Below are 26,692 nucleotides of genomic sequence, written 5' to 3' on the forward strand. Positions count from 1 at the left end.
CACGGCACAGATCGGCCTCCCCCAGGCATTCGCTGGCGATAATCGGCCTGGTGCCGGCCGATTGTCTGATCAGGCCGGCCGGAAGACCATGGCGACGCCATTCATGCAGTAACGCTTGCCCGTGGGCGCCGGGCCATCGTCAAAGACATGGCCGAGATGACCGCCGCATCGCGCGCAATGCACCTCGGTTCGCGGGAGCCCCAGGGTGAAATCTCGCCTGGTCCCGACGGCCCCCTTCAACGGCGCCCAGAAGCTAGGCCAGCCGGTGCCGCTGTCGAACTTGGTCCGCGAGGAGAACAGGGGCTGGCCGCAGCCGGCGCAGGCGAAGGCGCCTGCGCGTTTCTCCTTATCGAGCGGGCTGGAGAAGGGGCGCTCGGTCGCTTCGCGGCGGAGCACGTTGAACGTCTGGGGCGACAGCTTCTGCCGCCATTGCGCCTCGCTTAGCCGTATCGGAAACGTTTCCGCTTCCGCTGGCGCCACCTTGCATGCGGCGACAAGAGCCGTTGCGGTGACGCTGCCCAGGCCCAGGAGCACGGCGCGTCGATGATAAGGCTGCTTCATGAGGAGCAATATAGGGTGGCGATCTCGGTCTCCCATCCCACACGCGGACCCGCCGCGCGTTGAGCGATGCTCGAGCCCGTTGCGTTGAACGGACCGCTTTGCGCTGACCGGCTTGTTGGCGCCAGCCGACGCATGTCTGGCTTTGCGGCTGTAGAGAAAGGCTGACTCGGCCGCGATCGGGGGGCATGCTAACCAGCCGGCCATGCGGGACCATCACGACACTCAGGATTGCGGCGCCATGATCGCCGGCATGGCGGCGGAGGCGCGGCGGGCGGCGCTTCAGCTGGCGCGCCTTTCAACGGAGCAGCGCCGGGCGGGCCTGTTGCGGGCAGAGGAAGCGTTGCGCGGTGCGCGTGACGCTATTTTGGCCGCGAACGCGGCTGATGTGGCGCGGGCGGAGGCGGCGGGGCTATCGGCGGCCATGATCGACCGGCTGCGGATGGATGAGGCACGGATTGCCGGCATGGCGGCGGGCGTGGCGACGGTGGCGACGCTTGCCGATCCGGTCGGGCAAGTGATCGACACGGCGGTTCGCCCGAATGGTCTGGAGCTGTCGCGCATACGGGTGCCGATCGGGGTGATCGGCATCATCTACGAAAGCCGGCCCAATGTGACCGCCGATGCGGCCGCGCTGTGCGTGATGGCGGGCAATGCCGCGATCCTGCGCGGCGGTTCCGAGGCGACCCAGAGCAATGCCGCCATTCACCGTGCCTTTTGTGAAGGACTGAGCCGGGCCGGCATCCCGACCACGGCGGTGCAACTGGTGGAAACGACGGATCGGGCGGCGGTGGGCGCGATGCTGGCGGCGCACGGCGCGATCGATCTTGTGGTGCCGCGCGGCGGCAAGGGGCTGGTGGCGCGGGTCCAGGCCGAGGCGCGGGTGCCGGTGCTCGCCCATCTGGACGGGATCAATCACATCTTCGTTCATGCCTCGGCCGACAAGGACATGGCGACGCGGATCGTCGTCAACGCCAAGATGCGACGGACGGGCGTGTGCGGCGCGATGGAGACGTTGCTGATCGATGCGGCTTACCCTGATCCTGCCGCCTTGGTGCAGGCGCTTGCCGAGGCGGGATGCGCGGTACGTGGCGACGCGCGCGTTTGCGCGATTGCCGCCGTGACGCCGGCCGACGAGGCGGATTGGGACACCGAGTATCTCGATGCGATCTGCTCGGCGGCGATCGTGGATGGTCTCGATGGCGCGCTCGCGCATATCGGGCGGCATAGCTCCGGGCATACGGATGCGATCGTGGCGGCGGATGAGGCAATCGCGAACCGTTTCCTGGCCGAGGTCGATTCGGCCATCGTGCTTTGGAATGCGTCCACGCAGTTCGCCGACGGGGGTGAGTTTGGGCTGGGGGCGGAGATCGGCATTGCGACCGGCCGGTTGCACGCCCGCGGACCGGTCGCGCTCGAGGGACTGACGACCTACAAATGGGTCGGCCGCGGCGCGGGGCAGGTGCGTAGCTAGAAGTTTTCGATCACCTTGATCCTGAGCTTCGAGGTGACGGCGGACCCGTGACCTGACGCAGACGGCCCAGGTGCAACCTTGGTTCTCCACCCCAGCCTTTGTGTCGATCCATGCACCTCAGCGAGGTGTCAGCCCACCGTGCTCCTCATCGTCCGCCAAGCCAGCGAAAGAAGCGTGGCACGGGGGCATGGCGGCTCATCCAGGCGCTGTAATCGCGATAGATCGGGTCTTCGCGCAGATGGCGCTCCTCGGTCCTGGCGCGCCAATAATAGATGCCGCTTACCGCCGCCAGGATCAGCGTCGCGCGGGCTGCGTCGACGAGCGTGCCGGTCGACAGCAGAGGCAGGGTGGAGAACCACCAGAAGAGGTTTTTCGTCAAATACGCCGGGTGGCGCGACCAGGCATAGGGTCCGTGAGTCAGGACGCCGCGATGCGTCAGATTCGAAAAGCGCAGGCCGAACGCAACGGTCGCCCAGGCGTAGATGGCGGTGAGCAGCACCAGCAGGGCGCCGACGATGACCAATAATATCGGATAGCCCTGGAGCCATTGGCTCCATTCCGCGGTGCCGGGATGATAATCGAGCGGACCGCCCTGATTCATGAGGATGAAGGGCGGATAGCAGATCAGCGCCGCGGCCCAGCCGGCGGCATAGGGATTGGCGCTGCGGATGTGCGCGTCCAGCGGGCGCATCGTCAGCACATATCCGACAGTTGCGAACGCGACGTCGATCACGAACATGAACGTGATCAGCCAATTGGCGAGCGCCACGGGATCGGTCAGGATGCCAAAGGTCGGGGTCCGAATGAATTCGGCAAAGCCGGGGGGCACGATCGCCAGCATGAAGGCGAGGAAAAACGCCTTCACGGCCCAGGCGCGCAGATGGGCATAGATGAGCTCGGGCTCGGCGGTGTTCGTATGCGTCAGCCAGGCGCCGAGTGCCCACGCGCCGTCGCGCGGCTCGATCAGGCGTCGATCGAGCCACAGGACGTAGGGGATCGACAGCACGAACAGCAGCGGGGCGGCCGTTCCGAAGCACCACATGGCGAAGCGGAAATTGCCATCCCAATAGAAGCGGCCGGTGCCGTAGATCAGCGCGATGCCCGCCCAAGTGGCCCACAGCCCCACGAGCTTGATCAGGCTGGTATCGATCGTCTCGCGCCAGGGACGCACCCGTGACCAGTCGATCCCGGTGGAAGGGCGGCGATGGACCTTGTCCACGATCAGCGACCAGAGCACCATTGGCACGCCGCACGCCAGCAGATTGACCAGGGCGGCATAAGGACCGTCCAGGCCATAGACGCGGGCCACCCCGATCCAGGCGATCAAGCCGACGAGGCCGGCGAGGCCGACGCCGTGCGAGACGGCGGAGGCAGGCCGCGGATCGGTGCGGTGCGTGGGAGCGGCGGCGACGTGCTGAGGCATGGGACGCGAGGCGTAGCACAGCAAAGGTAATCGCGGCATGAAGGACGACACTCGCGTCGCGCTGCCTGCGCGACTACATGGCGCGCATGTACCAGTTCGATATTCAGGCCGGTGAAAAGGCCGAGCTCTACCGCGACATCCTGTCCGCTCTCGACGCGCTGACCGCCGACGAGCCTGATGCGGTTGCCAACATGGCGAATGCCGCAGCGCTGCTTTGGCAATATCTGCCTGATCTGAACTGGGCGGGCTTTTACCGCATGGTCGCGGGCGAGCTGGTTCTGGGGCCGTTTCAGGGCAAGCCAGCCTGCATCCGTATCGCACTGGGCGCGGGGGTATGCGGGACAGCGGCGGCGACCGGGGAAACGCAGCTAGTCGCCGACGTGCATGCCTTTCCCGGGCACATCGCGTGCGACGCGGCGAGTGCGTCGGAATTGGTGGTGCCGATCGTTCATGGCGGGGTGGTGATCGGCGTGCTTGATCTCGATAGCCCCATTCCCTCGCGCTTCGATGCGGAGGACGCCAAGGGCGGGGAGGCGATCGCCGCATTGCTGGCGGCCCGTATCGCGTAGCGGCGCCCGCCCGGCCTGCATCATTCCGGGACAGAGGCGATGGTGGAAGGGGCCTGGGCGAACTGGTAAACGGTTCGTCAACCGCGGCAATGCCGTGTGGGCGAATGGTGAGATCAGGGAGAATAGTCGATGCGCGCGCATACGACGGCGGCGATGCTTGTGCTGGGGCTTACGGCGGCGGCGGCCAGCGGCCGCGAGCGCCCGGTTCTTCGCACCGGCCCTGGCAACACGGCACAAGCGGCAGGGACCGAGCTGGCGAGCGCCGGTCCTGTTGGAACTGCCCGCGTCGCGTCCAGCCGGGGCGACCTGAAGACGCCGCGGTGGGGCGGCCGCGTTCAAGGGCGCTGGTGGGCTGGATCGCGCGCGCCGGGCGGCTGGGGCGCTTATCAGCGGCCGCTGCGGGGCACGATGCTGCCGTCGTATTGGGCGGCGCCGCAATGGCGTGTTGACGATTGGTCCGGCTTCGATCTTCCGCCGCCGCCCAATGGCTTTGCCTGGTCGCGGTATTACGATGACGCAGTGCTGGTCGATGGTCGCGGCGCCGTTCACGACACGATCGGCGGCGTGGATTGGGATCAATTCGATGCGGAAGGCGTGGATTATGCCTACCGCGAGGATTGGGATGGGGATGGAGGCCGGGCCTATGTATCCGCACCTCCGGGCGCGCCTTATGCGGTGCCGGGGCGTGATCGCGCGGCTGTTGATACCGCACGGGCCGGTGAGCCTGGCGCTTCAACGACGATGGTCGCCCGTGGCGCACCGGAAGCGAGCGGAACGAGCCGCCAAGTCGTGACGGCGAGCTCTTCGGCGCGGGACGATCGGCGGGCGGCGCCGATGGCGCCCGGCGCCGGCTATCCGCCGGCGCCGCCGCGCGGTGCGCCTTACCCGCCCGCCGTTGCGACCCGCGCTGCCGCACCTGCTCCCGTGCTCGCACCGTCGCGCTCGGTGGCGGCTCCCGCGCCCGTCGTCACCCGCGCAAACGGCGTGACGGTGATCACGACCAGCTCGGCCGGCGCGCCCGGCGGCTATTACAGCAACGGCTATTATTATCCGGCGCCGCCGATCATCACGGTGACGGTGAACGGCCAGCCGGTGGTGACCGCGCCGCCGAGCGAAACATGGGACGATGAGGTGACGTATACGCCGGAAAGCGGCGGCCGCGGGCGAACGACCACCGTTCGATCCGCGACTCGCTGACGCTGGACGGCGGCGGGCGATCCGGATCGCGCCGCCGGCTTCGGGCGGATTAGCTCAGGCGGTCGATCGCGTCGCGATCAAGGTTGCCCGGGATGATCATCAGGGGGACCGGCAAGGTCCCTGCCTGACCCGCAAAGTGCGTGACGAGCGGCCCCGGCGTGCCATCAGCGGCGGCGCCGAGCACAAGCGCTGCGACCTGCGGATTGCCGGCGATTAATTCCCGGATGATCTTGGGCCCGTCGCCTTGCCGGACGGTGATCGAGGGGCGAAGGCCGGCCTCCTGCATCAGCGTGCCGGCCGCTTTGGCGACGAGGCCCTCGGCGCGCCGCCGCGCCTCGTCCTCGATGGTTGCCTGCACGCCGCCAAAGGCGATGAATTCCTGTTGCTCCACCAAAGCGAGGATCTCGACGCCGCCCCCGGTCTTTACCGCGCGCCGCGCCGCGAACCGCAGCGCGATTTCCGCCTCCGGCGCATCATCGATAACCGTCAGATAGATGCGCATGCTTCTTCGGTAATCCCCAGCTCAGCCCGTGCTTATCTGCCTGCGGGGTTGACCGCGCAAGGCCTCGGCGCAAGAGACGGGGCGCTCCCCCCCAGGAACGCTGAGGACCCTCATGTCGATCGAAATCAAGATGCCCGCGCTTTCCCCGACGATGGAGGAGGGAACGCTGGCGAAATGGCTGGTGAAGGAGGGGGACACCGTCAAGGCGGGTGACCTGATGGCCGAGATCGAGACGGACAAGGCCACCATGGAATTCGAGGCGGTGGACGAGGGCGTCGTCGCCAAGATCGTCGTGGCCGAAGGGACGGACGGCGTAAAGGTCGGCGACGTGATCATGCTGCTCAACGGCGAGGGCGAGGAAAGCGCGCCCGCGGCGCCGGCGCAGGCAGAGGCCAAGCCGGAGGCTACGCCCGAGAAGGCGCAACAGGTCGATGCGCCGGTTGATCGGGAAACCGGCGAGAAGGTTGCGCGCGATAACCCCGAAATAAAGCCGCAGCCGCAGCGTCAGGCGCAGCGCGCGGCGGCGCAGCCGGCGGACGGCGCGCGTTTGAAGGCCAGTCCGCTGGCGCGCCGCATCGCGGCCGAAAAGGGCGTGGATCTTGGCGCAGTGGCAGGGTCGGGGCCGAACGGGCGGATCGTGAAGGCCGATGTCGAGGGCGCACAGCCCGGCGTCGCGACGTCCGCGCCAAAGGCGGACGCTGCACCGGTTGCGTCTGCACCTGCTGCGCCTGCCGCAGCTCAAGCGCCGGCGCCGGCAGCGATCCCCGATATACCGCACGAGACGACTAAGCTCAGCAACATGCGCAAGACGATTGCGCGCCGCCTGACCGAATCGAAGCAGCAGGTTCCGCACATCTACCTCACGGTGGACGTGCGCCTCGACAAGCTGCTGAAGCTGCGCAGCGAGCTGAACGACAGCCTTGCCGCGCGCGGCGTGAAGCTGTCCGTCAACGATCTGATGATCAAGGCACTGGCGGTGGCATTGGTGCAGGTGCCCAAGTGCAACGTGATGTACACGCCCAACGAGCTCATCACGTTCAAGCGGGCGGACATTTCGGTGGCGGTGTCGACCGCCGAGGGCCTGATCACGCCTGTCATCACCGAGGCGGACACGTCCTCGCTGTCGTCGATCTCCACCCGCATGAAGGACCTGGCTGCCCGTGCCCGCGACCGGAAGCTGAAGCCCGAGGAATTCCAAGGCGGTACCGCCTCGCTCAGCAACATGGGCATGTACGGGATCAAGCAGTTCGAAGCGGTGATTAATCCGCCGCAGGGCATGATCCTGGCAGTGGGCGCCGGCGAAAAGCGGCCTTATGTGATCGACGATGCGCTGGGCATCGCGACGGTGATGAGCGCGACCGGCAGCTTCGACCATCGCGCGATCGATGGCGCGGATGGTGCCGAATTGATGCAGGCGTTCAAGGCGCTGTGCGAGAACCCGCTGGGGATGCTGGCCTGACATGAACCGCGCGGTTGCCGCCGAGGTGCTGCATCTGGCCGCTGGGCTGCTGCTGACCCTTGCGTTCTTCCGCGCGGCGATCTGGTCCTACCCACAAGGTGCCGGCTCGCTGGAGCCGGTCTGCGTGCTGACGATGCTGGCGCTGCTGGCGATGAGCGTGCCCGCGCTGGTGAAGGCGGCGCGTCAACCAAGGAACTGATACGTGGCAGATACTTACGATCTCGTCATCCTGGGCTCCGGACCGGGCGGCTATGTCGCGGCCATTCGTGCGGCGCAGCTCGGGCTGAAGGTGGCGATCGTTGAGCGCGAGCTGCTTGGCGGCATCTGCCTCAACTGGGGCTGTATCCCGACCAAGGCGCTGCTGCGCTCGGCCGAAGTGTACCACCTGATGCACCACGCCAAGGATTACGGGCTGACGGCGCAGGGGATCACGGCTGATCTCGACGCGGTGGTGAAGCGGTCGCGCGGTGTTGCGAAGCAGCTCAATCAGGGTGTCACGCACCTGATGAAGAAGAACAAGATCGCCGTTCACATGGGCGAGGGGAAGCTGACTGGGAAAAGCAAGCTGACCGTCACCGACAAGGATGGGAAGGCAAGCGAGCTCCAATACAAGAACGTCATCGTCGCCACGGGCGCGCGGGCGCGGGAGCTGCCGTTTGCCAAGTCCGACGGCAAAAGGGTGTGGACGTACCGCCATGCGATGACGCCGTCGGAAATGCCCAAAAAGCTGCTGGTCATCGGATCGGGCGCGATCGGAATCGAATTCGCCAGCTTCTACAACGACATCGGCGCGGACGTGACCGTGGTCGAGATGCTCGACCGGCTGGTGCCGGTGGAGGACGTGGACGTGTCGGCGCATCTGGAAAAGGCGCTGAAGAAGCAGGGCATGACGATCATGACGTCTGCCAGCATCAGCAAGCTGGACGTGGGCGAGAGCGGCGTCACGGCCAATCTGAAGGACAAGGCGGGCAAGGAAACGACCGCGGAGTTCAGCCATGTGATCGTGGCGGTCGGGATCGTGCCGAACACGGAGAATATCGGTCTCCAGGAGCTGGGCGTCGACATGGACGAGCGCGGCTTCCTGAAAACCGACGCGATGTGCCGCACCAACGTGGAGGGCGTGTGGGCGATCGGCGACATCACCGCGCCGCCGTGGCTGGCGCACAAGGCGAGCCATGAAGGCGTGATCGCGGTAGAGGCGATCGCTGGTGGCCACCCGCACGCGATGGACCCGCGCAACATTCCGGGTTGCACCTATTGCCGGCCGCAGATCGCCAGTGTCGGGCTGACCGAGGCGAAGGCGAAGGAAGCCGGCTACGAGGTAAAGGTCGGCAACTTCCCCTTCATCGGTAACGGCAAGGCGATCGCGCTGGGCGAGCCGGAAGGCTTCGTGAAGACGGTGTTCGACGCAAAGACCGGCGAGCTGCTGGGCGCGCACATGATCGGTGCCGAAGTGACCGAGATGATCCAGGGCTACACGATCGGCAAGACGCTGGAGACCACCGAGGCCGAGCTGATGGAGACGGTGTTCCCGCATCCGACGATCAGCGAAACGATGCACGAGGCGGTGCTCGGTGCGTACGGCAAGGCGATCCATATCTAAGCAAGGGACGGGGGAGGGTGCTCTCCCGGCCCGTTCGCGCTGAGCCTGGCGAGGTGCGTGTTACGGATTGCTCCGCCTGCGGCAGGTGGTTCGACAAGCTCGGCATGAACGCGATAGGTGTAGCGGGACCGACAAAGGACTGACCATGACCGATCACGCCACCGGCACGCATGTTTTCACGCCCGACCCGCGGAACGATAATGTCCTGATCGACGTGAACGGCGAGCTGTTCCGGCGGCCCGAGGCAAAGGTGTCGGTCTTCGATTCGGGCTTCATGCTGGGCGACGGGGTGTGGGAAGGACTGCGCGTCTACGGCGGCAAGATCGCCTTCCTTGACCGGCACCTCGATCGACTGTGGCAGGGCGCAAAGGCGATCATGCTCGACATCGGCATCTCGCGCGATGAGATGATCGCCCGGTTGCGCCGCGTGCTCGACGCGAACGAGATGGCGGGGGACGGCGTTCATATCCGCCTGATGGTGACGCGGGGTATCCGATCGACACCGTATCAGGATCCGCGCGTCGTGATCTCGCCCGCCACGATCGTCCTGATCCCGGAATGGAAGGCCCCGGCGGCGGGCACGGCCACGCGCATGCTAAACCTGTTCACCGTTCACGTGCGCCGCGGCTACCCCGATGTGCAGGACCCAAAGCTGAATTCGCATTCGAAGCTGAATTGCATCACGGCGTGCATCCAGGCGGCGCAAGCCGGCGCGGACGAGGCGCTCATGCTTGATCCACATGGTTTCGTGGCGACGTGCAACTCGACGCATTTCTTCATCGTGCGCAACGGGGAGGTGTGGACCTCGACCGGCGACTATTGCCTCGATGGAATCACACGGCGCATCGTGGTGGAAACGGCGCGGGCGGGGGGCATTCCGACCTATGAGCGCAACTTCTCGTTGACCGATGTGTATGGCGCGGACGAGGCCTTCACCACGGGCACCTTTGCGGGGCTGGCGCCGGTCGGCACGATCGACGGCCGGGTGATCGGCACGGAGCGGGGGCCGATGGTGGAGCGCTTGCAGCAGCTTTATCGCGCGGCGGTGGAGCGGGAACTGGCATGAGCGCCGCCGGCGGCATTGGTCGCGCGGGCGAACCGCTGCGCATCGCGATGTGGTCCGGCCCGCGCAACATCTCCACCGCGATGATGCGCAGCTTCTCGAGCCGGGCGGATTGCGCAGTCAGCGACGAGCCGTTCTACGGCTGCTTTCTGGCGGCCAGCGGCGCGGATCACCCGATGCGCGAGGCGGTGATCGCGAGCATGGATTGCGACTGGCAGTCCGTCGCGGCGACGCTGTCCGGCCCGGCGCCGGGGGGCAAGCCGGTCTGGTATCAGAAGCACATGCCGCATCACATGGTCGGACCGATCGCGCCGGACGACCTTTCCGGCGTGGTACACGCGTTCCTGATCCGCGATCCCGCGCGCATGGCCGTGTCCTACGCCGCGAAGCGCGAGACGGTGGCGCCGGGGGATCTGGGCATCGCGGCGCAGCGGGCGTTCTTCGATCGGGTGGCGGATCGGCTCGGCCATGTGCCGCCGGTGATCGATTCGGCGGACGTGCTGCGCGATCCTGCCGGCACGCTTTCGGCGTTGTGCCGGGCGCTCGGCGTTGATTGGGACGAGGCGATGCTGTCCTGGGCACCGGGGCGCCACCCGGACGACGGCGTCTGGGCTGCGCATTGGTATGGCCGTGTGGAGGCCTCGCACGGGTTTGGGGCGCCCGAGCCGGAAGCTCAGCCGCTGCCATCGGAACTTGCGGCCGTGGCCGACGCTTGCCGGGCGGATTACGAGGCGATGGCTCAGCATCGCGTTCGCGCGAGCTAGAGCGGCAAGCTCGTCACCCGGCGAGGTTCGGGGCGACCAGGAAGTGAACGGCCCAGCTTGATTTGCGGTCACGCTGCTCAAGCTGGGCCGCTATTTCCGGCTTATCGGCTGAGGAAGGTCAGCAGGTCCTGCGTCAGTCGCTCGCCTTCGGTGGCGAACAGGCCGTGCGGCGCGCCCTCATATTCCACTAGCTGGCTCATGCCGATGCCCCGCGCGGCGGCACGTCCAGTGGCGTCGATCGGCACCGTCTTGTCGTCCGTGCCGTGGATCACGAGCGTGGGAACGCGGAAGGCGGGGAGGTCCGGGCGGAAATCGGTGAAGCTGAAGCTGTTTGCGCACTCCAACGTGGCGCGGAGCGACGCCTGCATCGCGAGCCGCCATGCCCAATCGAGCGTCGCCTCGCTCACCGGGCTGGTGACATAGCCGACACCGAAGAAGTCCTTGAAGAAGGTGCGGAAGAAGGTCGCGCGATCCTTGCGGATGCTTTCGCCGATCTGCCGCAGGTCGTTCTCGCCCGCGCCATGCGGATTGTCGTCCGTCTTGAGCACATAGGGCACGACCGAGCCGATCAGCACGGCGGCGTTGACGCCGCGGCCGTCATGCCGGCTCATGTAGCGCGCGACTTCGCCGCCACCCATGGAGAAGCCGACGAGCGTCGCGTCCTGCTCAACGCCGGCCGCCTTCATCACCTCGGCCAGATCGTCGGTGAGCGAGTCATAGTCATAGCCGTTCCACGGCTGGCTGGAGCGCCCGAAGCCGCGCCGGTCATAGGCGATCACGCGATAGCCTGCCTCGGCCAGCGCCACCGCCTGCGGATCCCAGCTGTCGGCGGACAGCGGCCAGCCATGGATCAGCACGACGGGCCGGCCTTCGCCCCAATCCTTGACGTAGATATCCGCACCATCGCGCGTCTTGACGTAGGGCATGATCAACTCCGGTCCGTGAAACCCGAAGAACGGCGGCGGCGGGGGCGCGTTCCCTCTCGCGAGTTTGCGCTTAGCGCGTCTGGCGCAAGGCCGGGACTTCGTCGCGCACCTCCGTTATGCTCGGGCTGCGGATCGAGGGACGCAGCCGCGCGATGCTGCACAGGCCGGCGATCAGCGCCAGCCCCGCGGCGGCGAGCGGGGGCACCGCACCGGCGCCGATGCCCGCCGCCAGAAGCGCGGCGGCGAGCGTCGCGCCGATCGTCTGTCCGGTGAGCCGCACCGTGGAGACGAGGCCGCCAGCCGCCGCTGCGCGCTCGCGCGGCGCCGAGCCAACGATCAGCCGGGCGTTCGGCGGCAGGTACAGGCCAAAGCCCGAGCCGCACAGCGCCATGCGCCACGCGACGTCGAAATAGCTCGGGTCCGCCGGCATGGTGGCAAGCAGCGTCAGCGCCACCAGGGTCACGGCCATGCCGATCCCGCCGAGGATACCGGCGGGCACGCGATCCGAGAGAAAGCCGGACAGCGGCGCCACGATCATGTTGGTCAGCGGCCAAGGCGCGATGCAGGCGCCGATCTGGGTGGCGGTGAACCCCATGGCCGACAAGCGAAACGGGGTGGAGACGAGCAACGTCATCGAGGCGGTAAACGCCGTCAGGCTGCCCACCGCCGACAGGGCGATGATCGGCCGCGCGAGGAGGTCAACCGGCAGGATCGGGGCAGGCGCGCCAATCTCGCGCCGCACGAAGAACCAGCCGAGCGCCGCGCCGGCGGCGACGATCGCGCCGCTGACCACCGGGCTGTCGCCATGCACCAGGCTTTCCGCGCCACCGATGATGAGGCCGAACATACCCGCGCACATGATCGCGCCGATAAGGTCGAGGTGGGCGAGGCGTGGGCTTGGATTGGGCAACGACCGGCCGAGCGCGATGCTGATCACCGCGAACGGGAGCGAACTGGCGAAGACCCACGGCCAGGGCGCCACCGCCAGCACGAGTCCGCCGATCGTCGGCGCAGCGGCGGCGGAGCTGGTGACGATCACCGAATTGATGCCGAGCCCGCGCCCGAGCTGGCTGGCAGGATAGGTCTGGCGGATCAGCGCGGAGGAAACGCTGAGCACGCCCGCCGCGCCGATCGCCTGCACGGCGCGGACGATCAGGAGGAACGGCAGGCTCTTGGCAAAGAAGCAAAGCAAGGTCGCAACGGCGAAGATCACTTGGCCTGCCTGGTAGGTGCGCTTCAACCCGATCCGCTCGCCCAAACCGGCGAAGGGGAGCAGCAGCATGACCAGCATCACCTGATAGACTGTGACGATCGACACGACAGAGCTTGGCGCAACGCCCAGGTCCCGCGCGATCGTCGGCAGCGCCACATTGGCGATACCGCCGTCGATGATGACCAATGCGGAGCCGCACCCGAGCGACGCCACGGCAAACAGGCGGCGGGGGAGGGGCAGGCCGTCGGACATTTCCGCCTGCCTTACGGAACCGGGCTCTGCGGGCAAGCTACTCTGGTGTGGTGGTAACATCCGAGATCCTGTGTGTGGCGAAGCGTGCTTTCCCGTTTGCGCCACAGTGTAGGAACGCCCGGCGATCGGGAGGACAAACGTGGAGAAAGCCGCGTCGATCCCCGGTGACGGCCCGATGATTGTGGTTACCTCGGCTGCCCGGCATGAGGCGTTCTTCGGCGGTCGGGAGCGATGAATGAGACGTGGGGTGATGGCGGTTGCGGTGGCAGCAGCGCTTGCGGCATCGGCCGGCAGCGCCCAAATCGCGCGTGTGACTGATGATCCCCATATCTGGCTCGAAGACCGGGAGGGCGCCGCGCCGCTCGCCTGGGTAGACACCGAAAACAAGCGGACGCTGGCGCGGCTGGAGGCCGATCCGCGCTACGAGACCTTCTATCGCGAGGCGCTGGCGATCGCCGCCGCCGAGGATCGCATCCCAATGCCGCAGATGATCGGCGGGCGCATCTTCAACCTGTGGCGCGACAAGGCACGCCCGCAGGGCATCTGGCGCGTGACCAGTGCGGCGGACTTTGCCTCCGCCAATCCAAACTGGACCACTCTGATCGACCTTGATGCCTTGTCCAAGGCGGAGGGGCGGCAATGGGTCTGGAAGGGCGTGACCTGCCTGGAGCCCGACCATCGCCGCTGCCTGGTGGCGCTGAGCGAGGGTGGCGAGGACGCGACCAGCCTGCGCGAATTCGACTTGGAGAAGGGCGCTTTCGTTGAGGGCGGTTTCGACCTGCCGGCATCCAAGCAGAACGCCGACTGGATCGACGCCGACACGCTGATCGTCTCGCGCGATTGGGGCGAAGGCACGCTTACCAAGTCCGGCTATCCCTTTGTGGTGAAGATCCTGAAGCGCGGGCAGCCGCTGGGTGGGGCGCGAGAGATCTACCGCGGCACGCCCGACGATATCGGGGCATGGCCATCGGTGGAGGTGGACGCGCAGGGCAATCGCGCGACCGTGATTACGCGGGCAAAGACGTTCTTCACCTCCGACATCCTGCTATGGGATGGTACCAAAGCGCAGAAAGTGCCGCTGCCCGATCGGGTGGACGTGAACGGGCTGGTTGACGGCCGGCTGGTCGTGCGCACTAGTGAGGCGTGGGGCAAGGTTCCCGAAGGCGCGCTGGCGTCGCTGCCGCTGCAGGACGCCACGCGGGGCAAGGGTGCGCTCACCACCATCTTCGCGCCGGGTCCGCGCCAATCCGTGGATCGCGGCAACGTGCGCGTGACCGGCGGCGCGGTGATCGCATCGGTTTACGACAACGTCCGCGGCCGCGCGATGGTGTTTACGCCAGCGGGCGACGGCTGGGCTGGCCGTACCCTGAGCCTGCCGGACAATCTTTCCGTCGATCTGGTCACCGCCGAGCAGAACGGTGATCGCGGCTATCTGGCAGTATCGGGCTTCACCACGCCTACCCGGCTGATGGCGTTCGACGCGGCGGGAACGGAGGCGCCGGTTGCCGTCAAGTCCTCGCCGGCGCGTTTCGACGCGACGGGACTGGTGGTAGAGCAGTTCGAGGCCACGTCGTCGGACGGGACAAAGGTGCCTTATTTCGTGGTCCATCGCGAAGGCGCCGCGAAGGATGGCAGCACGCCAACGCTGATGACGGCCTATGGCGGCTTCGAGGTATCCAACACGCCTTATTATTCCGGCATCACGGGCAAGCTGTGGCTGGAGCGGGGCGGTGCCTTCGTGCTGGCCAATATTCGGGGCGGGGGCGAGTTCGGCCCGGCGTGGCACGAGGCCGGGCGCAAGACGAAACGCCAGCTGATCTTTGACGATTTCGCCAGCATCGCCCGCGACCTGTTCGCGCGCGGGATCACCAGTGCGCCCAAGCTCGGCATTTATGGCGGGTCGAACGGCGGACTGCTGATGGGCGTGCAATTGACTCAGCATCCGGAGCTGTGGGGCGCGGTGACGATCCAGGTGCCGCTGCTCGACATGTTGCGCTACGAAGGGATCGCAGCCGGCGCCTCATGGGTGGATGAATATGGCTCCGTTTCCGTGCCGGAGGAGCGCGCGTTCCTCGCGACGATGTCGCCCTATCACGCGCTGCGGAAGGATGGGCGCTACCCGGAGCCTTATATCTGGACGACCACCAAGGACGACCGGGTCGGCCCGCAACATGCGCGCAAGTTCGCCGCGCGCATGAAAGAGTTTGGCCTGCCGTACCTGTTCTACGAGGACATGGCGGGCGGCCATTCGGGCGACGCGGACATTGCCCAGGGCGCGCGGTTGCAGGCACTGCAGACCGTCTATTTCGCGCAGAAGCTGATCGGGCCTTCCAGTAAGTAACGGCTGGCCGACGCGCGTCCCCGAACGTCAGGCGGGCGCGTCGGTCGTGATGGTGGGTTGCGGCTGGCTTGTCGCGCTTGCCGCCAGAAATTGAAGGTTTGTCTCGCGCAGCCGCGCGCCGTCCTCGTCATACAGAAACGGCAGGAACGCATAGCGTTTGCCGCGCGTGACGGGTTGCGCCTCGTGCAGCAGCGAGCAGGAGAAGATCACAGCTCCGCCTGTCGGCGCGCGATAGGTGGCGGGGCCAAACTCCGGAAAGCAGAGGTCCCCGCCGTCATATTCGCCCGCGTTGAGATTGATCGTACACGCGAACTTCCGATGCGCGGTCCCTTTGGTGGTATTGTCGCGATGGGCGCGAAAGTGTCCGCCGCCATTATCGCCATCATAGCAGGCCACCATCCAGCGTTCGATACGTGTTGCCTGCCAGCCAAGCGCTCGTTTGATCTGGGGCAGGAGGAAGCGCGCGAGGCGGGCGCGTAGCTGCTCGCGGAGCGAGTCGTCCTCGATATGGTAGTCGGATCGCCGCTTGTGATGATGATCGACGCGTTCGACGGTGAGGCCATTCTCCTCGCGCATGAAGCCCGAATCCTCACCGCCTTTCGCTTCGTACAATTCGATAAGGCGCCGACACAGCGCAGGTTCGAACACGCGCGGGACGACCAGCACCGGCGCGGCCGAATAAATGTCCGGCGCGGCGATCTGCGCCTGTAGCGCCGCGATCGCCTGGTCGCCGGCGCTGATCGGGAAGCGCCCGCACACGCGCAAGGTGGGGTCGAGCAGAAGCCAATGCGGCCGATAGTTCGTCTCGCTCATGCCATCGTCCAGTGCGCCGTACAGGCGTGACACGGCGCCGTCGTGATCAAGAAACCAGCGAATCCCGGGCAATTGCTGCTCCACCGTTCCCTCGAGGACATCGTGGGGATCGGTGGAGACACCAAAGAAGCACGCGTACCGATCATCGAACAAGCCGCGATGCTCAGCCAGCAGGCGCAGGGCAGGCGCGAGCGCCGGATGCGCGGCGGGGCCGGCGAACAGCATCAGGATCAGGCGACCGGCGGCCGTATCGAACGCGTACCGCGGATTGCCTGATAGTGCGGGAGCGTGAAACCAAGGCGCCTGATCGCCCGGCAGCAGCAGATTGGCCATGAGCAATGCTACCACGCCCGCTACAAGGCGCGCGACTCGTTTGCGCCGGTGCGGTATGGATGCAAATAAGGAACGGACCGTTGCGCAAAACAGTTATTGCTGCGCTGCAACAGCATGGATATTGCCGGTGAGCATGAAGCTGAACACCGACGAAGATCGGGTCGCCGCACCAGCAACGCCGCCCGTCAGCATGCCCACCGTTTTCGAAGCGATCGTCAAGCAACAGGCGGTTGCCGCGACGTACAATCGCGGGTCGGTCACGCTGGCGCCGCACATCGTTTATACCAAGCACGGCGAGTTCTATCTCGATGCGGTCACGGTGGAGCGCGATGGCAAGCCGCCGCGCGAGCCCAAGATCGGCGCGTTCAAGATCGCGGGCCTTAGCGGCCTTCGCATCACGCCCCGTCGCTTTACCCGCAGTGAGCTCTTCAATCCGAAGGAAGAGCGGTATCAGGGCGTGACGCTGCTAACCATCGAGGGCTGATGGCGACCAGCCGGGCGGCGCGAGCTCGAAGCGCGCGAAATCGAAGCCCGGCGTCACCGCGCAGCTGACGAGTGCCCAGTCGGAAGGCGCTTCCGCCGATTGCCAGCCGTTTGCAGGCACCAGTGCTTGCGGTGTCTCCGGTGCCAGGCGATGGCTGGTGAAGCGCCCGTCCTCGCCCTCGATGTGCAGCATCAGCGGGCTGCCGGCATGCCAGAGCCATAGTTCCGCCGCGTCGATCCGGTGCCAATGCGATCGCTCGTTGATATCGAGCAGGAACAAGATCGCGGTCATCGCCGATCGTTCGCCCGGCATGGCGCCCGGCAGCCGCACCGTTTCACGATAATGGCCACCCTGGGGATGCGGCACCACCCCGTGCCGCGCGATGAGGGTGGCCGCGTTGCTCACCGGCAGCGGACCTGGCTGTTCTGGTCCACTGCGCGGCCCGCCAGCGCGCCTGCTGCCCCGCCGAACAGCGTGCCCACGATCCGGCTGCGCCCGCCGTCGATCACGTTGCCGAGCACCCCGCCCAGTGCGCCGCCGACGATGAGGCCGGTGGTGCCGTCCGAGCGGCGGCAGTAATAACGTCCATCGGAGCCGGAATAGACACGGTCGGTGGGCGCCAGAACACGCTCCTGATAATGCCCGCCTGAGCGATAATAGCGCGTGGGATCGTAGTCACCCTCGTCCCGCCAATCGCCTTCGTCATCGTACGACGAGCCGCGCGGCAGCGGCGGCGCCGTGCGGCCGTCATCCCAGCGCGGATCGCGATAGCCGGTGCCCGGCACGCGGCGCACGGCCTGGTAGCGATCGAACTCGCTGCGGAAGACCTGAAGCTCGCGTTCGAAGCGCTCCTGCGCGGCGCGGAAGCGCGCATCGTCAGCGCTGGATTGGGCCACGGCCGGCGTGCCCATCGCCGCCACCATGGCGCCAAGGGCGATCGCGATATGACGAGTGAACATGGGGCATTTATCTCCACGCCCGATGATGGGCCGGATGAAGGTACGGCTGCTCGGCAATATCGTTCCTGAACAAAGCTGGTTCGCCGGACCTGCGGCCGATCAGCCCTGATCGATCATCGCGGGGCCATAAGCGTCAATCGTTTCGAACAAGCGGGTGAGCTCGGTGCGCTCCGATTCGTCGATCTCGGGCTTCCAGATTTCGAACAACAGCACCGTGCGGGTCTCGGTGCCGCGGTTCCACGCCTCATGCTCGTACGAATCGTCAAAGATCACCAGTTCGCCCGCACGCCATTCGTGCACGTCAGCGCCAACGCGCAGGCCGCAGCCGGATGGCGCGATGATCGGCAAGTGGCAGATCAGGCGCGTGTTGAGCAGGCCATGGTGCGGCTGGATATGCGTGCCCGGCGTCAGGCGCGAAAAGAGCGCCATCGGCGAGCGTCCAGTGATCCGCGGAATCGGCAATTTGGCGAGCGCCGCCATGGTGGCGGGGAAGCGAGACGCATTGACCTCCACCACCTCGCCGCCACGCCAGAGATGAAGTGCGCTCCACGCGGGGTCGCCGAGCAGCGGATTGTTCGGCAGCGGGCGATCCGGATTGCCCTCCACATAAGGTGCGAATCCTTCGGCCACGGCCTCGAGCTCAGCACGGATCGCGGGCGTGGCCGCCTCCAGCTCCGCCACCCAGGCGAATTCGTGACGCGAATAAAAGGGGCGCTGCGGCAGCCCTTCGAAATAGAACATGCTCGGCTGCTGGAGGTATAGCTCCCGCCGTCCGAGCAGCAGATCGAGCGACCGAGCGACGCGGGGTGCCTGGGCACCGGTGATGGCGGCTTCGACATGCGCCGTGAACCGCTCGCTCGCCTCCCGTTTGAACGCTTCCGCCTGACGCAGCAACGGGTGCAGCGAGGCCGGCACGTCGCGCGTCACGGCGGCCTGGTTCAGCGCGGCGGTGTAGAAGTTCGAGGCGGCGCGATCATCGCCGTCGAGCCGCTTGCGATCGCCCATCAGAAGAAGCGCGGCAATGTTGCGGGGCTGCTCGCTGAGCTGTGCCTGGAGCGCTTCGGTCTCCCCAGCCGTCTCGGCAGTGATCCGGTACGCCTGCGCCAGCGCGAGCCAGGGGAGCGGAAAGCCGGCGGGGCGCGCCGCGATGATCCGGTTGAAGCAGTCGCGCGCAGCCGCGCCATCGCCGCGCCGCAGCGCCTCCACGCCCTGTCTGGCGAGGTCTTCGGCTTCGGCGCGGCTCATGGTCATGCCGTTTGTATCGCGACTCCATCCGCCCAGGTAAAGCGCCGCATCATGGCAGCGTGACGAAGCTGTCCATCACGCGTTTGTGCCCAGCCTTTTCAAAATCGATCTCGAGCTTGTTGCCTTCGATGCTTTCGATCGTGCCGTAGCCGAACTTCTGGTGAAACACGCGCTGGCCGACCGAGAGATCCGAGCGGCCCTTGTTGCCGAGACTGACCGATGGCGCGCGGCTCTCCACCACGCGGGTGGGCTCGCGGCTGAACGTTCGGGTCTGCCACTCGCCACCGGGCTTGCCGCCCAGCGCGCCGGCCGCCCGCTGCCATCCCGGGCCGCGACCAGTGCCCCGGCCAACATCGGCAAAGGGGTCGGCGCGTTCGGACCAGTTCGCGCGCCATAGGCTTTCACCGCCGCTCATCGTTGTTTCGCTGTCCACGTGATCAGGCGGCAGTTCGCCCACGAAGCGCGAGGGGATAGAGCTGGTCCATTGGCCGTAGATGCGGCGGTTGGCGGCGTGCAGGATCACCGCGCGTCGCCGCGCGCGCGTAATCGCGACATAGGCGAGCCGCCGCTCCTCCTCCAAGCTGCGCGTGCCGCCCTCGTCAAGGGCGCGCTGCGACGGAAAGATGCCTTCTTCCCAGCCTGCCAGGAACACGGTGTCGAACTCCAGCCCCTTCGCCGCGTGGATCGTCATGATCGTGACCTTGGGATCCTCGCGTGCCCCCTCATTGTCCATGACGAGGCTGACATGCTCCAGGAAGGCGCCGAGGCTTTCATATTCCTCCATCGCGCGGACCAGTTCGCTTAGGTTCTCCAACCGGCCCGCCGCTTCGGTTGATTTCTCCGCCTGCCACATGCCGGTATAGCCGGATTCGTCCAGGATCTGCCGCGCCAGCTCGGCGTGCGGCAGTTCGCGCGCCATGTCGCGCCAGCGTGCGATGTCGCCGATGAAGTTGCCGAGCGCGCGGCGTGCCTGCGGCGTCAGCTCGTCCGTGTCGAGGATGCGCGCGGCGGCGAGGCTCAGCGGCAGGCCCTCGGCGCGCGCGAGCTGATGCAGCTTGGCGATCGCCTTGTCGCCCAGGCCGCGCTTGGGCGTGTTGACGATCCGCTCAAAGGCGAGATCGTCCGCTGGCTGATTGACGATGCGCAGATAGGCGAGCGCGTCGCGGATTTCCTGCCGCTCATAGAAGCGGAAGCCGCCAACGATGCGGTAGGGCATGCCGATGGCGATGAAGCGATCCTCGAACTCACGCGTCTGATGCTGCGCGCGGACCAGGATGGCGCATTCGTCCAGGCTTTTGCCTGCGCGCTGGCACGATTCGATTTCGTCACCGACCCGCCGCGCTTCCTCCGGCCCGTCCCAGACACCGATCACGCGCACCTTTTCGCCCACGTCCAACTCGGTCCACAGCTGTTTGCCAAGCCGTCCGGAATTGTTGCCGATCACACCGCCTGCTGCACCGAGGATATGCGGAGTGGAACGGTAATTCTGCTCCAGCCGGATCACCTTGGCGCCGGGGAAATCCTTCTCGAACTTCAGGATGTTCTCGACTTGCGCGCCGCGCCAGGAATAGATCGACTGGTCGTCATCGCCGACGCAGCAGATGTTACGCCGCTCCTGCGCGAGGAGACGCAGCCAGAGATACTGGACCGAGTTGGTGTCCTGATATTCGTCCACCATGATGTAGCGGAAACGCTGCTGGTAATGCTCCAGCACCTCGCGATTGGTCTTCAGGATGGTCAGGACGTGAAGCAGCAGGTCGCCGAAGTCGCAGGCGTTCACCGCCTTCAGCCGAGCCTGATATTGCTCGTATAGCTCGCCGCCGCGGCCATTGCCGTAGCGTTCGCTTTCACCGGCATCGATCTCGCGCGGGGTCAGCCCCTTGTTCTTCCATTCATCGATCAGGCCGGCGAGGCTGCGCGCGGGAAAGCGCTTTTCATCGATATCGGCAGCAACGATCAGTTGCTTGAGCAGGCGAAGCTGATCGTCGGTGTCGAGGATGGTGAAGTTGTTCTGCAAACCCACCAGTTCGGCGTGGCGGCGCAGCATCTTGGCGCCGATCGCGTGAAACGTGCCGAGCCACGGCATCCCTTCTACGGCGTCGCCAACGAGCCGGCCCACGCGCTCGCGCATTTCACGCGCCGCCTTGTTGGTGAAGGTGACCGAGAGGATCTCGCTGGGATAGGCGCGCCGCGTATAGAGCAGATGGGCGAGACGGGCGGTGAGTGCCGCAGTCTTGCCGGTACCGGCTCCGGCGAGCACGAGAACCGGCCCGTCGGTGGTGAGCACCGCTTCGCGCTGCTGCGGATTGAGGCTCCTCAGGTACGGAGGGTCGGCAAGCTGGGTATCGGTCACCCACGAACAGTTAGGGAACGCAGGCCACCGGAGCAAGCGACGAGACGATCACGGACCGGCCACCGCGTGGCGTGTAGCAGGTAACCACCGGCTTTGGTTGGGGCCGTCGCCACGATCGCTGGAGTGGTCTGAGGGCCCTCTTTCGAGCCGTCCCGGCCTTTCGCAGAGAGACTTGCATAAGACCTGCTCAAGTGAGAACATAGCCGAAACAACAAGGGAGGATTCGATGGCCACGACGGGCAAGTGTCACTGCGGTGCTGTTAGCTGGTCGGCGGAAGGTCCGCCCCAGCATCACGCCGTCTGCCATTGCGAGGATTGCCGCCGATGGTCGGGCGCGCCTGCGGTCGGCTGGATCGCCTGGCAGGCGGATGGCGTGACGATCAGCGGCGAGACGGCGACCTATCATTCGTCCGAGCACGGCACGCGCGAATTCTGCGGCAAGTGCGGCACCGGGCTGTTCTATCGCAATCCCCAGGTGCTGCCGGGCATCATCGATATCCACTCCGGCACGCTTGATGACCCGGAAAGCCAGCCACCAGGCGCCCAGATCATGGTAAAGGATCGCCTGAGCTGGACGGCTGGGATCGCCGACCTTCCCGCTTTCCAGACCTATCCCGGCATGGACTGAAGTCGTTCTGCACCAATCTGGCGGGCCGCCAGCAAGAAGCATCTGCCATCGGCATCGCTGGGAAGCCCGGGACGACGCGCCTTTGGTGATATGGGGTGAGGCGGCGGATCGCGTGAAAGTCGGGGCGGTTCATCTTAAGTGAACCGCCCCGTAGTTCAGGGAGTGCCAGGCGTGAAACGCGCTGGCGATCGGCCTCAGACAGGGGGAATGAAGCCGATGACGCTGATGTAGGCGCTGGATGTTGCGTCTTTGTGTCTGGCGGCGTCCATGTTGTTGCGCACCAGCGATGTTGACGCCGGCGGATCACGGGGAGAGAGGAGGGGCATGACGACGAGTGCCAATCCCCCGCAACGCGTGCTGCTGGCGAGTTTCGTCGGCACGGCAGTCGAATTCTACGACTTCTATATCTACGCAACTGCGGCGAGCCTGGTGTTCGGGCAGATCTTCTTCCCGGTTGCCGAGCCGGGCATGCAGCAGATGGCGAGCTTTGCCACGCTGGCTGTGGCCTTCTTCGCGCGGCCGATTGGCGCGGCCTTCTTCGGCCATTTCGGCGACCGTATCGGTCGCAAGTCCACGCTGGTCGCCAGCCTGCTCACCATGGGCATTTCAACGACGCTGATCGCCTTTCTGCCAACCTATGCCGATGCGGGGTGGTGGGCGCCGTTCATTCTTTGCCTGTTGCGGTTCGGGCAGGGTTTCGGGCTTGGCGGTGAATGGGGTGGCGCGGCGCTGTTGGCGGTGGAGAATGCGCCACCGGGGTGGCGTGCACGGTTCGGCAGCGCGCCGCAGATGGGCGCACCGGCAGGGTTCATCGCCGCCAATGGCCTGTTCCTGCTGCTGGGCCTGTGGCTGACGCCGGACCAGTTTCGCGATTGGGGCTGGCGTATCCCCTTTCTGATCAGCGCGCTGCTGGTCGGCCTGGGGCTGTGGATCCGTTTGAAGCTGACCGAGACGCCCGAGTTCGCCGCGGCGCTGGAGGAAGCGCCGCCGCCGGCCGTGCCGTTCGCGGAGCTGGTGCGCCATCATGGTCTGGCGACGATTGCGGGCACGATCGGCGCGATCGCCTGTTTCGCGCTATATTACATCACCACCGCGTTCGCGCTTGGCTATGGCACCAAGACGCTGGGGTATTCGATGCAGTCGATGCTGCTGGTGCAGCTTGGCGCGATCCTGTTCATGGCGTTGGGGATCTACGGCTCGGCATGGCTGGCGGACCGCCGGTTCGATGAGCGGAGGGTGTTGGCCGGCGGCTGCGTGGGTGTCGTGCTAGCGGGGCCGCTGCTCGGGCCGATGCTTGGCTCCGGCTCGCTGCTGCTGGTGTTCGCCTATCTCTCGCTTGCCTTGCTGCTGATGGGCTTCGTCTACGGGCCGCTCGGCGCGTGGCTGCCGGGGCTGTTCCCACCACGCGTGCGCTACACGGGTGCGTCCATGGCGTTCAACATCGCGGGCGTGCTGGGCGGCGGGCTAACGCCGCTGATCGCGCAGGGACTGGCCGACAACGTTGGGCTTGGTGCGGTGGGCTGGTATGGCAGCGGGGCTGCGGCGCTTAGTTTAGTTGCCCTGCTCGCGACGAGGCCGCGGGCAGGAGCGCATGCAGTGGTTGTTGAACCATGATCCCGCAGCTGCGCGAGCGGTTGCGGCGGACTTCAGCGGTCGCGGAGCGTACTCCGACCGGCCGACCCCAACTCGGACGCCGGGCGTGAGGTCTGCCTAGTTCGCGCAGAGAGGCGGGTCGCAGATCAAACCCGGCTTGATGAAGTAACACCCGGCCCACCCGGGATCAGCCTCTCACTCGACCGCTAGCAACGAGATCGCGTGCCGGGGCTCGCTTCCCGGTGCTGTCCCCGGTTCGCGCTGTGCGGGAAAGCGGCTGAGGCTACGCGGCCCGGAGGAGCGTCAGCCGGGCCTTGCCATAGATGCGGGTTGCATCCTCGACGAAGCCGTCGACGGCCACAGGTTCATTCTTCGCCGTTTCGACGCTGACCCATGTCGCCGGCCCGATCCAGCCGAGACGTCCGAGCTTATCCAGTGCGACCGAACCTGCGCCGGTGCCGTAGGGCGGGTCCATCATGATGAGGTCCAGCGGCGCACGGGCGGGTCCGAGCGCCAGCACGCTGCCGGCGCGCACGTCTGCGCCGGGCGCGGCAAAGGTCGCGATGTTGGCGCGAAGCGCGTCAAGTGCCGCGCGATCCTGCTCGACAAACAGGCAGGACGCAGCGCCGCGGGACAGCGCCTCCAGCCCGAGCGCGCCTGATCCGGCGAAGAGATCGGCAACGGCCAGGCCCTCGAACGTGCCCAGGCGGCTGACCAGCATCGAAAACAGCGCCTCTCGGGTGCGATCAGCCGTTGGACGCGTCGTGTCGCCCTTGGGCGCAACGAGCTGCCGCCCACGCCATTGCCCCGCGATGATGCGCATCAGCGCGCGCCCCGGGGCTTGGTAGGCCGGTTGGGTCCGGGGCTGGAGCGTGCGCGCGCGGGCCGGGCGGTCTCCGCGCCGCTCTCCTGCCGGAACGAGCGCGTGCGTTGGCTGCGCGCGCCATTGTCCCGTACGGCTAATGTGCCGTCTGCGCGCTGCCGCGGTCCTTTCGCCGGCTTCGCAGCGGACTTCGCGGCGGGCTTTGCAGTCGGCTTTGGCGTCCCTGTACCCGGCTTTGCCGGTGGCCTCCGCTCTCCCGAAGGCGCGGGTTTCGCGCTTGGCGCGGCGCGCCCGATGGCGACGGGTCGACCGGCCGGTTTCTGGTCGGGCGATCGCGGTTCGTTGACCGCCACGGGCGCGACGCCGCGCTGCCGCGCCGGTTGCGGCAGTTCGCGCCGGGTAGGATCGGCCTGGAACGATTCCACGTCGTGGCGACGAACCTCGCCGATCTGGCCCGGGGCAAGATCCCCCAAGACGAACGGGCCGTAGCGAGTGCGGATCAGCCGGCTGACCTGCAGACCGAGGTGTTCGAGAACGCGCCGCACTTCGCGGTTCTTGCCCTCCTTCAGGATCAGCTCGATCCACAGGTTCGCACCCGTCCGCCGCTCGATGTTCGCGTCGATCGAGCCGTAGCGCACGCCTTCGATCTCGACGCCGTGGATCAGCTCCTCAAGCTGCGGCTGGCTGACCTTGCCGTAAGCGCGGGCGCGATAAGCACGTTCCACGCCGGTCGCCGGCAGCTCCAACTGCCGCTTCAGACCGCCGTCGGTGGTCATCAGCAGCAGGCCCTCCGTGTTGAGATCGAGCCGGCCGACCGGCATCAGCCGGGGCAGCCCCTTGGGCATCCGATCGTAGATCGTCGGGCGGCCCATTGGGTCGCGTTCGGTCGTCAGGACTCCGGTCGGCTTGTGGAACAGAAACAGCCGAGCTGCCTCAGGCGCCGCCACCGGAGCACCATCAACCGTGACGCCGTCAAGGGAGGGCAGGAGCGTGGCGGGCGTGTCCACCGGCGCGCCACCCAGTGCGACTCGGCCGTCGGCGATCATGCGCTCGATCTCTCGGCGGGAGGCGACGCCGGCGCGGGCAAGAAGCTTGGCAATACGGTGCAAGGGCGCGGTGGAAGGCGAACCGGCGCGTGGAGATTTCGACATGGCGCACCTGATACATGCGTTGTGCCGCCGCAGCGAAATTATTTGCGTCGCAGCGTGCCCGAACGCGTTATCTGATGCAGGCTCAAGCCGTGACTGAGGGTGCGGAACAAGTTGATGATCTTCGGCAGGAAGAAGAGGTCGATCGTGCGGCTCCTCGTGGTGGAGGACGAGCCGCTGGTCGCCTTTGACACCGAGCATGTGCTGAGCGAGCAGGATTATGAAATCGTGGCCACCGTTGATCGCGTGGCACATGCCGTTGCGATCCTCGATGAAGCCGATGACATCCATCTGGTCCTGGCGGACATCGCGCTGGCCGATGGCAGCGGGATCGAAGTGGCGCAGGCGGCGGCGCGGCGCGGCGTGCCCGTGATGTTCGTGACGGGGAACTGCCCCGGGGACGCGGAGGCGCTGGCCGTCGCCTGCTTGTCAAAACCCTATGCGCCGCGGGACTTGATCGCGGCGATCGAGGCGATTGAAGCGGCGCGCGAGGGCAAGACGACGCGGCGGCTGCCCAACGGGTTCCGCTTATTTGCCGGGTCCGATCCCAGCGCCGGCGGAGCGGCCGCAATTGGCTGACCGCTTGGCGCCAAGCCAGGGTTCTTGCGCGTCGCCCTCGGATCTAATCGCCCACGACGAGCCACATCAACTCACGCGCGGGTTGACCTGTCAGTGCCGTCCGGTTCGCTGAACCGCAACGGCGCGTCATGCGGCTTCGTGAGAGCGCCGGCATCAACGGATTGGTTGCGCGCTGCGGCCTGTTCCTCGATGTCCGTGCGGGCCGCATCGTCCCATGTCGCCCGCGCTATCCGGCGCCGTTTCCAGCTCGTCCTCCGGAACGCTATCCGGGTGCGGATCGCCGCCGTCTCCGTCGCTTATATCATGCTCGGCTGCCCCGGCGCAGGATCGCTGCCGGGCAGGGTGGGGGCAGGCTGGTCGAAGTCAGGGCCGGGCGGCGTCACTTCCGGG

Annotated in this window: 25 protein-coding genes; 13 read left to right on the forward strand and 12 right to left on the reverse strand. The window is 66.6% G+C overall.

Annotated features, from left to right (window positions below; genetic code table 11):
• Positions 1 to 69: 69 nt before the first annotated feature.
• On the reverse strand, positions 70 to 561 hold the full coding sequence (gene msrB, locus SPMU_RS14475) for a peptide-methionine (R)-S-oxide reductase MsrB (RefSeq protein WP_088334666.1): 492 nt from the start codon (positions 559 to 561) through the stop codon (positions 70 to 72).
• A 202-nt stretch (positions 562 to 763) separates the two neighbouring features.
• Between msrB and SPMU_RS14480 the strand changes: the two genes are divergently transcribed.
• Positions 764 to 2,032, forward strand: a complete 1,269-nt coding sequence (locus tag SPMU_RS14480; RefSeq protein ID WP_088334668.1) for a glutamate-5-semialdehyde dehydrogenase — start codon at positions 764 to 766, stop codon at positions 2,030 to 2,032.
• 145 nt (positions 2,033 to 2,177) lie between these two features.
• Here the strand turns inward: SPMU_RS14480 and SPMU_RS14485 are convergent, their stop codons facing one another.
• The gene (locus SPMU_RS14485; protein WP_088334670.1) at positions 2,178 to 3,455 is read right to left on the reverse strand and encodes a methyltransferase family protein; all 1,278 of its coding nucleotides are present in this window, start codon (positions 3,453 to 3,455) and stop codon (positions 2,178 to 2,180) included.
• 86 nt (positions 3,456 to 3,541) lie between these two features.
• Between SPMU_RS14485 and SPMU_RS14490 the strand changes: the two genes are divergently transcribed.
• Both SPMU_RS14490 and SPMU_RS14495 read left to right on the forward strand, forming a co-directional pair.
• Positions 3,542 to 4,024 carry a GAF domain-containing protein gene (locus SPMU_RS14490; protein ID WP_088334672.1) on the forward strand — a complete coding sequence of 161 codons (483 nt, stop codon included), beginning with the start codon at positions 3,542 to 3,544 and terminating at the stop codon, positions 4,022 to 4,024.
• 129 nt (positions 4,025 to 4,153) lie between these two features.
• Entirely contained in the window at positions 4,154 to 5,221 is a 1,068-nt protein-coding gene (locus tag SPMU_RS14495) for an RcnB family protein (RefSeq protein ID WP_088334674.1), read from the forward strand.
• A 49-nt stretch (positions 5,222 to 5,270) separates the two neighbouring features.
• On the opposite strand, the gene SPMU_RS14500 is transcribed toward SPMU_RS14495, so the two are convergent.
• Positions 5,271 to 5,723, reverse strand: a complete 453-nt coding sequence (locus SPMU_RS14500; RefSeq protein WP_088334676.1) for a universal stress protein — start codon at positions 5,721 to 5,723, stop codon at positions 5,271 to 5,273.
• Between the two features lie 112 nt (positions 5,724 to 5,835).
• Between SPMU_RS14500 and SPMU_RS14505 the strand changes: the two genes are divergently transcribed.
• From SPMU_RS14505 to SPMU_RS14525, 5 genes are all read left to right on the forward strand, one after another.
• Positions 5,836 to 7,182, forward strand: coding sequence for a pyruvate dehydrogenase complex dihydrolipoamide acetyltransferase (locus SPMU_RS14505; RefSeq protein ID WP_088334678.1), 1,347 nt, complete (start codon positions 5,836 to 5,838; stop codon positions 7,180 to 7,182).
• A 1-nt stretch (position 7,183) separates the two neighbouring features.
• The gene (locus SPMU_RS14510) at positions 7,184 to 7,381 is read left to right on the forward strand and encodes a hypothetical protein (RefSeq protein WP_088334680.1); all 198 of its coding nucleotides are present in this window, start codon (positions 7,184 to 7,186) and stop codon (positions 7,379 to 7,381) included.
• Between the two features lie 3 nt (positions 7,382 to 7,384).
• On the forward strand, positions 7,385 to 8,785 hold the full coding sequence (lpdA, locus tag SPMU_RS14515; RefSeq protein WP_088334682.1) for a dihydrolipoyl dehydrogenase: 1,401 nt from the start codon (positions 7,385 to 7,387) through the stop codon (positions 8,783 to 8,785).
• Between the two features lie 145 nt (positions 8,786 to 8,930).
• The gene (locus SPMU_RS14520) at positions 8,931 to 9,851 is read left to right on the forward strand and encodes an aminotransferase class IV (protein ID WP_088334684.1); all 921 of its coding nucleotides are present in this window, start codon (positions 8,931 to 8,933) and stop codon (positions 9,849 to 9,851) included.
• Positions 9,848 to 10,612 (forward strand): sulfotransferase, encoded by a 765-nt coding sequence (locus SPMU_RS14525; protein ID WP_245833355.1) that lies wholly within the window; start codon positions 9,848 to 9,850, stop codon positions 10,610 to 10,612. The genes SPMU_RS14520 and SPMU_RS14525 overlap by 4 nt, the downstream gene beginning before the upstream one ends.
• 101 nt (positions 10,613 to 10,713) lie before the next feature.
• Here SPMU_RS14525 and SPMU_RS14530 read toward each other — a convergent pair whose 3' ends face one another.
• Entirely contained in the window at positions 10,714 to 11,538 is an 825-nt protein-coding gene (locus tag SPMU_RS14530; protein WP_088334765.1) for an alpha/beta fold hydrolase, read from the reverse strand.
• Between the two features lie 70 nt (positions 11,539 to 11,608).
• A complete protein-coding gene (locus SPMU_RS14535) occupies positions 11,609 to 13,003 on the reverse strand; it encodes an MFS transporter (RefSeq protein WP_088334686.1) in 1,395 nt (464 codons plus the stop codon).
• Between the two features lie 235 nt (positions 13,004 to 13,238).
• Here SPMU_RS14535 and SPMU_RS14540 point away from each other — a divergent pair, with 235 nt between their 5' ends.
• Complete coding sequence (locus tag SPMU_RS14540; protein ID WP_088334688.1) at positions 13,239 to 15,344, forward strand: prolyl oligopeptidase family serine peptidase; 2,106 nt, start codon at positions 13,239 to 13,241, stop codon at positions 15,342 to 15,344.
• 27 nt (positions 15,345 to 15,371) lie between these two features.
• Here SPMU_RS14540 and SPMU_RS14545 read toward each other — a convergent pair whose 3' ends face one another.
• Complete coding sequence (locus tag SPMU_RS14545) at positions 15,372 to 16,505, reverse strand: 2OG-Fe(II) oxygenase (protein ID WP_245833364.1); 1,134 nt, start codon at positions 16,503 to 16,505, stop codon at positions 15,372 to 15,374.
• A 118-nt stretch (positions 16,506 to 16,623) separates the two neighbouring features.
• Here SPMU_RS14545 and SPMU_RS14550 point away from each other — a divergent pair, with 118 nt between their 5' ends.
• Entirely contained in the window at positions 16,624 to 16,974 is a 351-nt protein-coding gene (locus SPMU_RS14550) for a WYL domain-containing protein (protein WP_245833374.1), read from the forward strand.
• Here SPMU_RS14550 and SPMU_RS14555 read toward each other — a convergent pair.
• The 4 genes from SPMU_RS14555 to SPMU_RS14570 all read right to left on the reverse strand — a co-directional run bounded on the left by SPMU_RS14555 (position 16,957) and on the right by SPMU_RS14570 (position 21,531).
• Entirely contained in the window at positions 16,957 to 17,379 is a 423-nt protein-coding gene (locus tag SPMU_RS14555; RefSeq protein WP_088334692.1) for a cupin domain-containing protein, read from the reverse strand. The two genes, SPMU_RS14550 and SPMU_RS14555, sit on opposite strands and share 18 nt — an antisense overlap.
• Positions 17,376 to 17,933 (reverse strand): glycine zipper 2TM domain-containing protein, encoded by a 558-nt coding sequence (locus SPMU_RS14560; RefSeq protein WP_088334694.1) that lies wholly within the window; start codon positions 17,931 to 17,933, stop codon positions 17,376 to 17,378. Before SPMU_RS14560 ends, SPMU_RS14555 begins: the two co-directional genes overlap by 4 nt.
• 99 nt (positions 17,934 to 18,032) lie before the next feature.
• Positions 18,033 to 19,178 carry an aspartyl/asparaginyl beta-hydroxylase domain-containing protein gene (locus SPMU_RS14565; RefSeq protein WP_245833366.1) on the reverse strand — a complete coding sequence of 382 codons (1,146 nt, stop codon included), beginning with the start codon at positions 19,176 to 19,178 and terminating at the stop codon, positions 18,033 to 18,035.
• Between the two features lie 49 nt (positions 19,179 to 19,227).
• Positions 19,228 to 21,531: an ATP-dependent helicase gene (locus tag SPMU_RS14570; RefSeq protein WP_088334698.1), complete on the reverse strand. Its 2,304-nt coding sequence runs from the start codon at positions 21,529 to 21,531 to the stop codon at positions 19,228 to 19,230.
• Between the two features lie 226 nt (positions 21,532 to 21,757).
• On the opposite strand from SPMU_RS14570, the gene SPMU_RS14575 reads away from it, so the two are divergent.
• Positions 21,758 to 22,159, forward strand: a complete 402-nt coding sequence (locus SPMU_RS14575; RefSeq protein WP_088334700.1) for a GFA family protein — start codon at positions 21,758 to 21,760, stop codon at positions 22,157 to 22,159.
• A gap of 324 nt (positions 22,160 to 22,483) precedes the next feature.
• On the forward strand, positions 22,484 to 23,773 hold the full coding sequence (locus SPMU_RS14580) for an MFS transporter (protein ID WP_088334702.1): 1,290 nt from the start codon (positions 22,484 to 22,486) through the stop codon (positions 23,771 to 23,773).
• A 262-nt stretch (positions 23,774 to 24,035) separates the two neighbouring features.
• Here SPMU_RS14580 and rsmD read toward each other — a convergent pair whose 3' ends face one another.
• Positions 24,036 to 24,575: a 16S rRNA (guanine(966)-N(2))-methyltransferase RsmD gene (gene rsmD, locus SPMU_RS14585; protein ID WP_088334704.1), complete on the reverse strand. Its 540-nt coding sequence runs from the start codon at positions 24,573 to 24,575 to the stop codon at positions 24,036 to 24,038.
• Positions 24,575 to 25,726, reverse strand: a complete 1,152-nt coding sequence (locus tag SPMU_RS14590; RefSeq protein WP_088334706.1) for a pseudouridine synthase — start codon at positions 25,724 to 25,726, stop codon at positions 24,575 to 24,577. Before SPMU_RS14590 ends, rsmD begins: the two co-directional genes overlap by 1 nt.
• A gap of 114 nt (positions 25,727 to 25,840) precedes the next feature.
• Between SPMU_RS14590 and SPMU_RS14595 the strand changes: the two genes are divergently transcribed.
• Positions 25,841 to 26,302 carry a response regulator gene (locus tag SPMU_RS14595; protein WP_088334769.1) on the forward strand — a complete coding sequence of 154 codons (462 nt, stop codon included), beginning with the start codon at positions 25,841 to 25,843 and terminating at the stop codon, positions 26,300 to 26,302.
• Positions 26,303 to 26,692 lie beyond the last annotated feature (390 nt).

This window comes from Sphingomonas mucosissima, assembly GCF_002197665.1.
GTDB lineage: Bacteria > Pseudomonadota > Alphaproteobacteria > Sphingomonadales > Sphingomonadaceae > Sphingomonas > Sphingomonas mucosissima.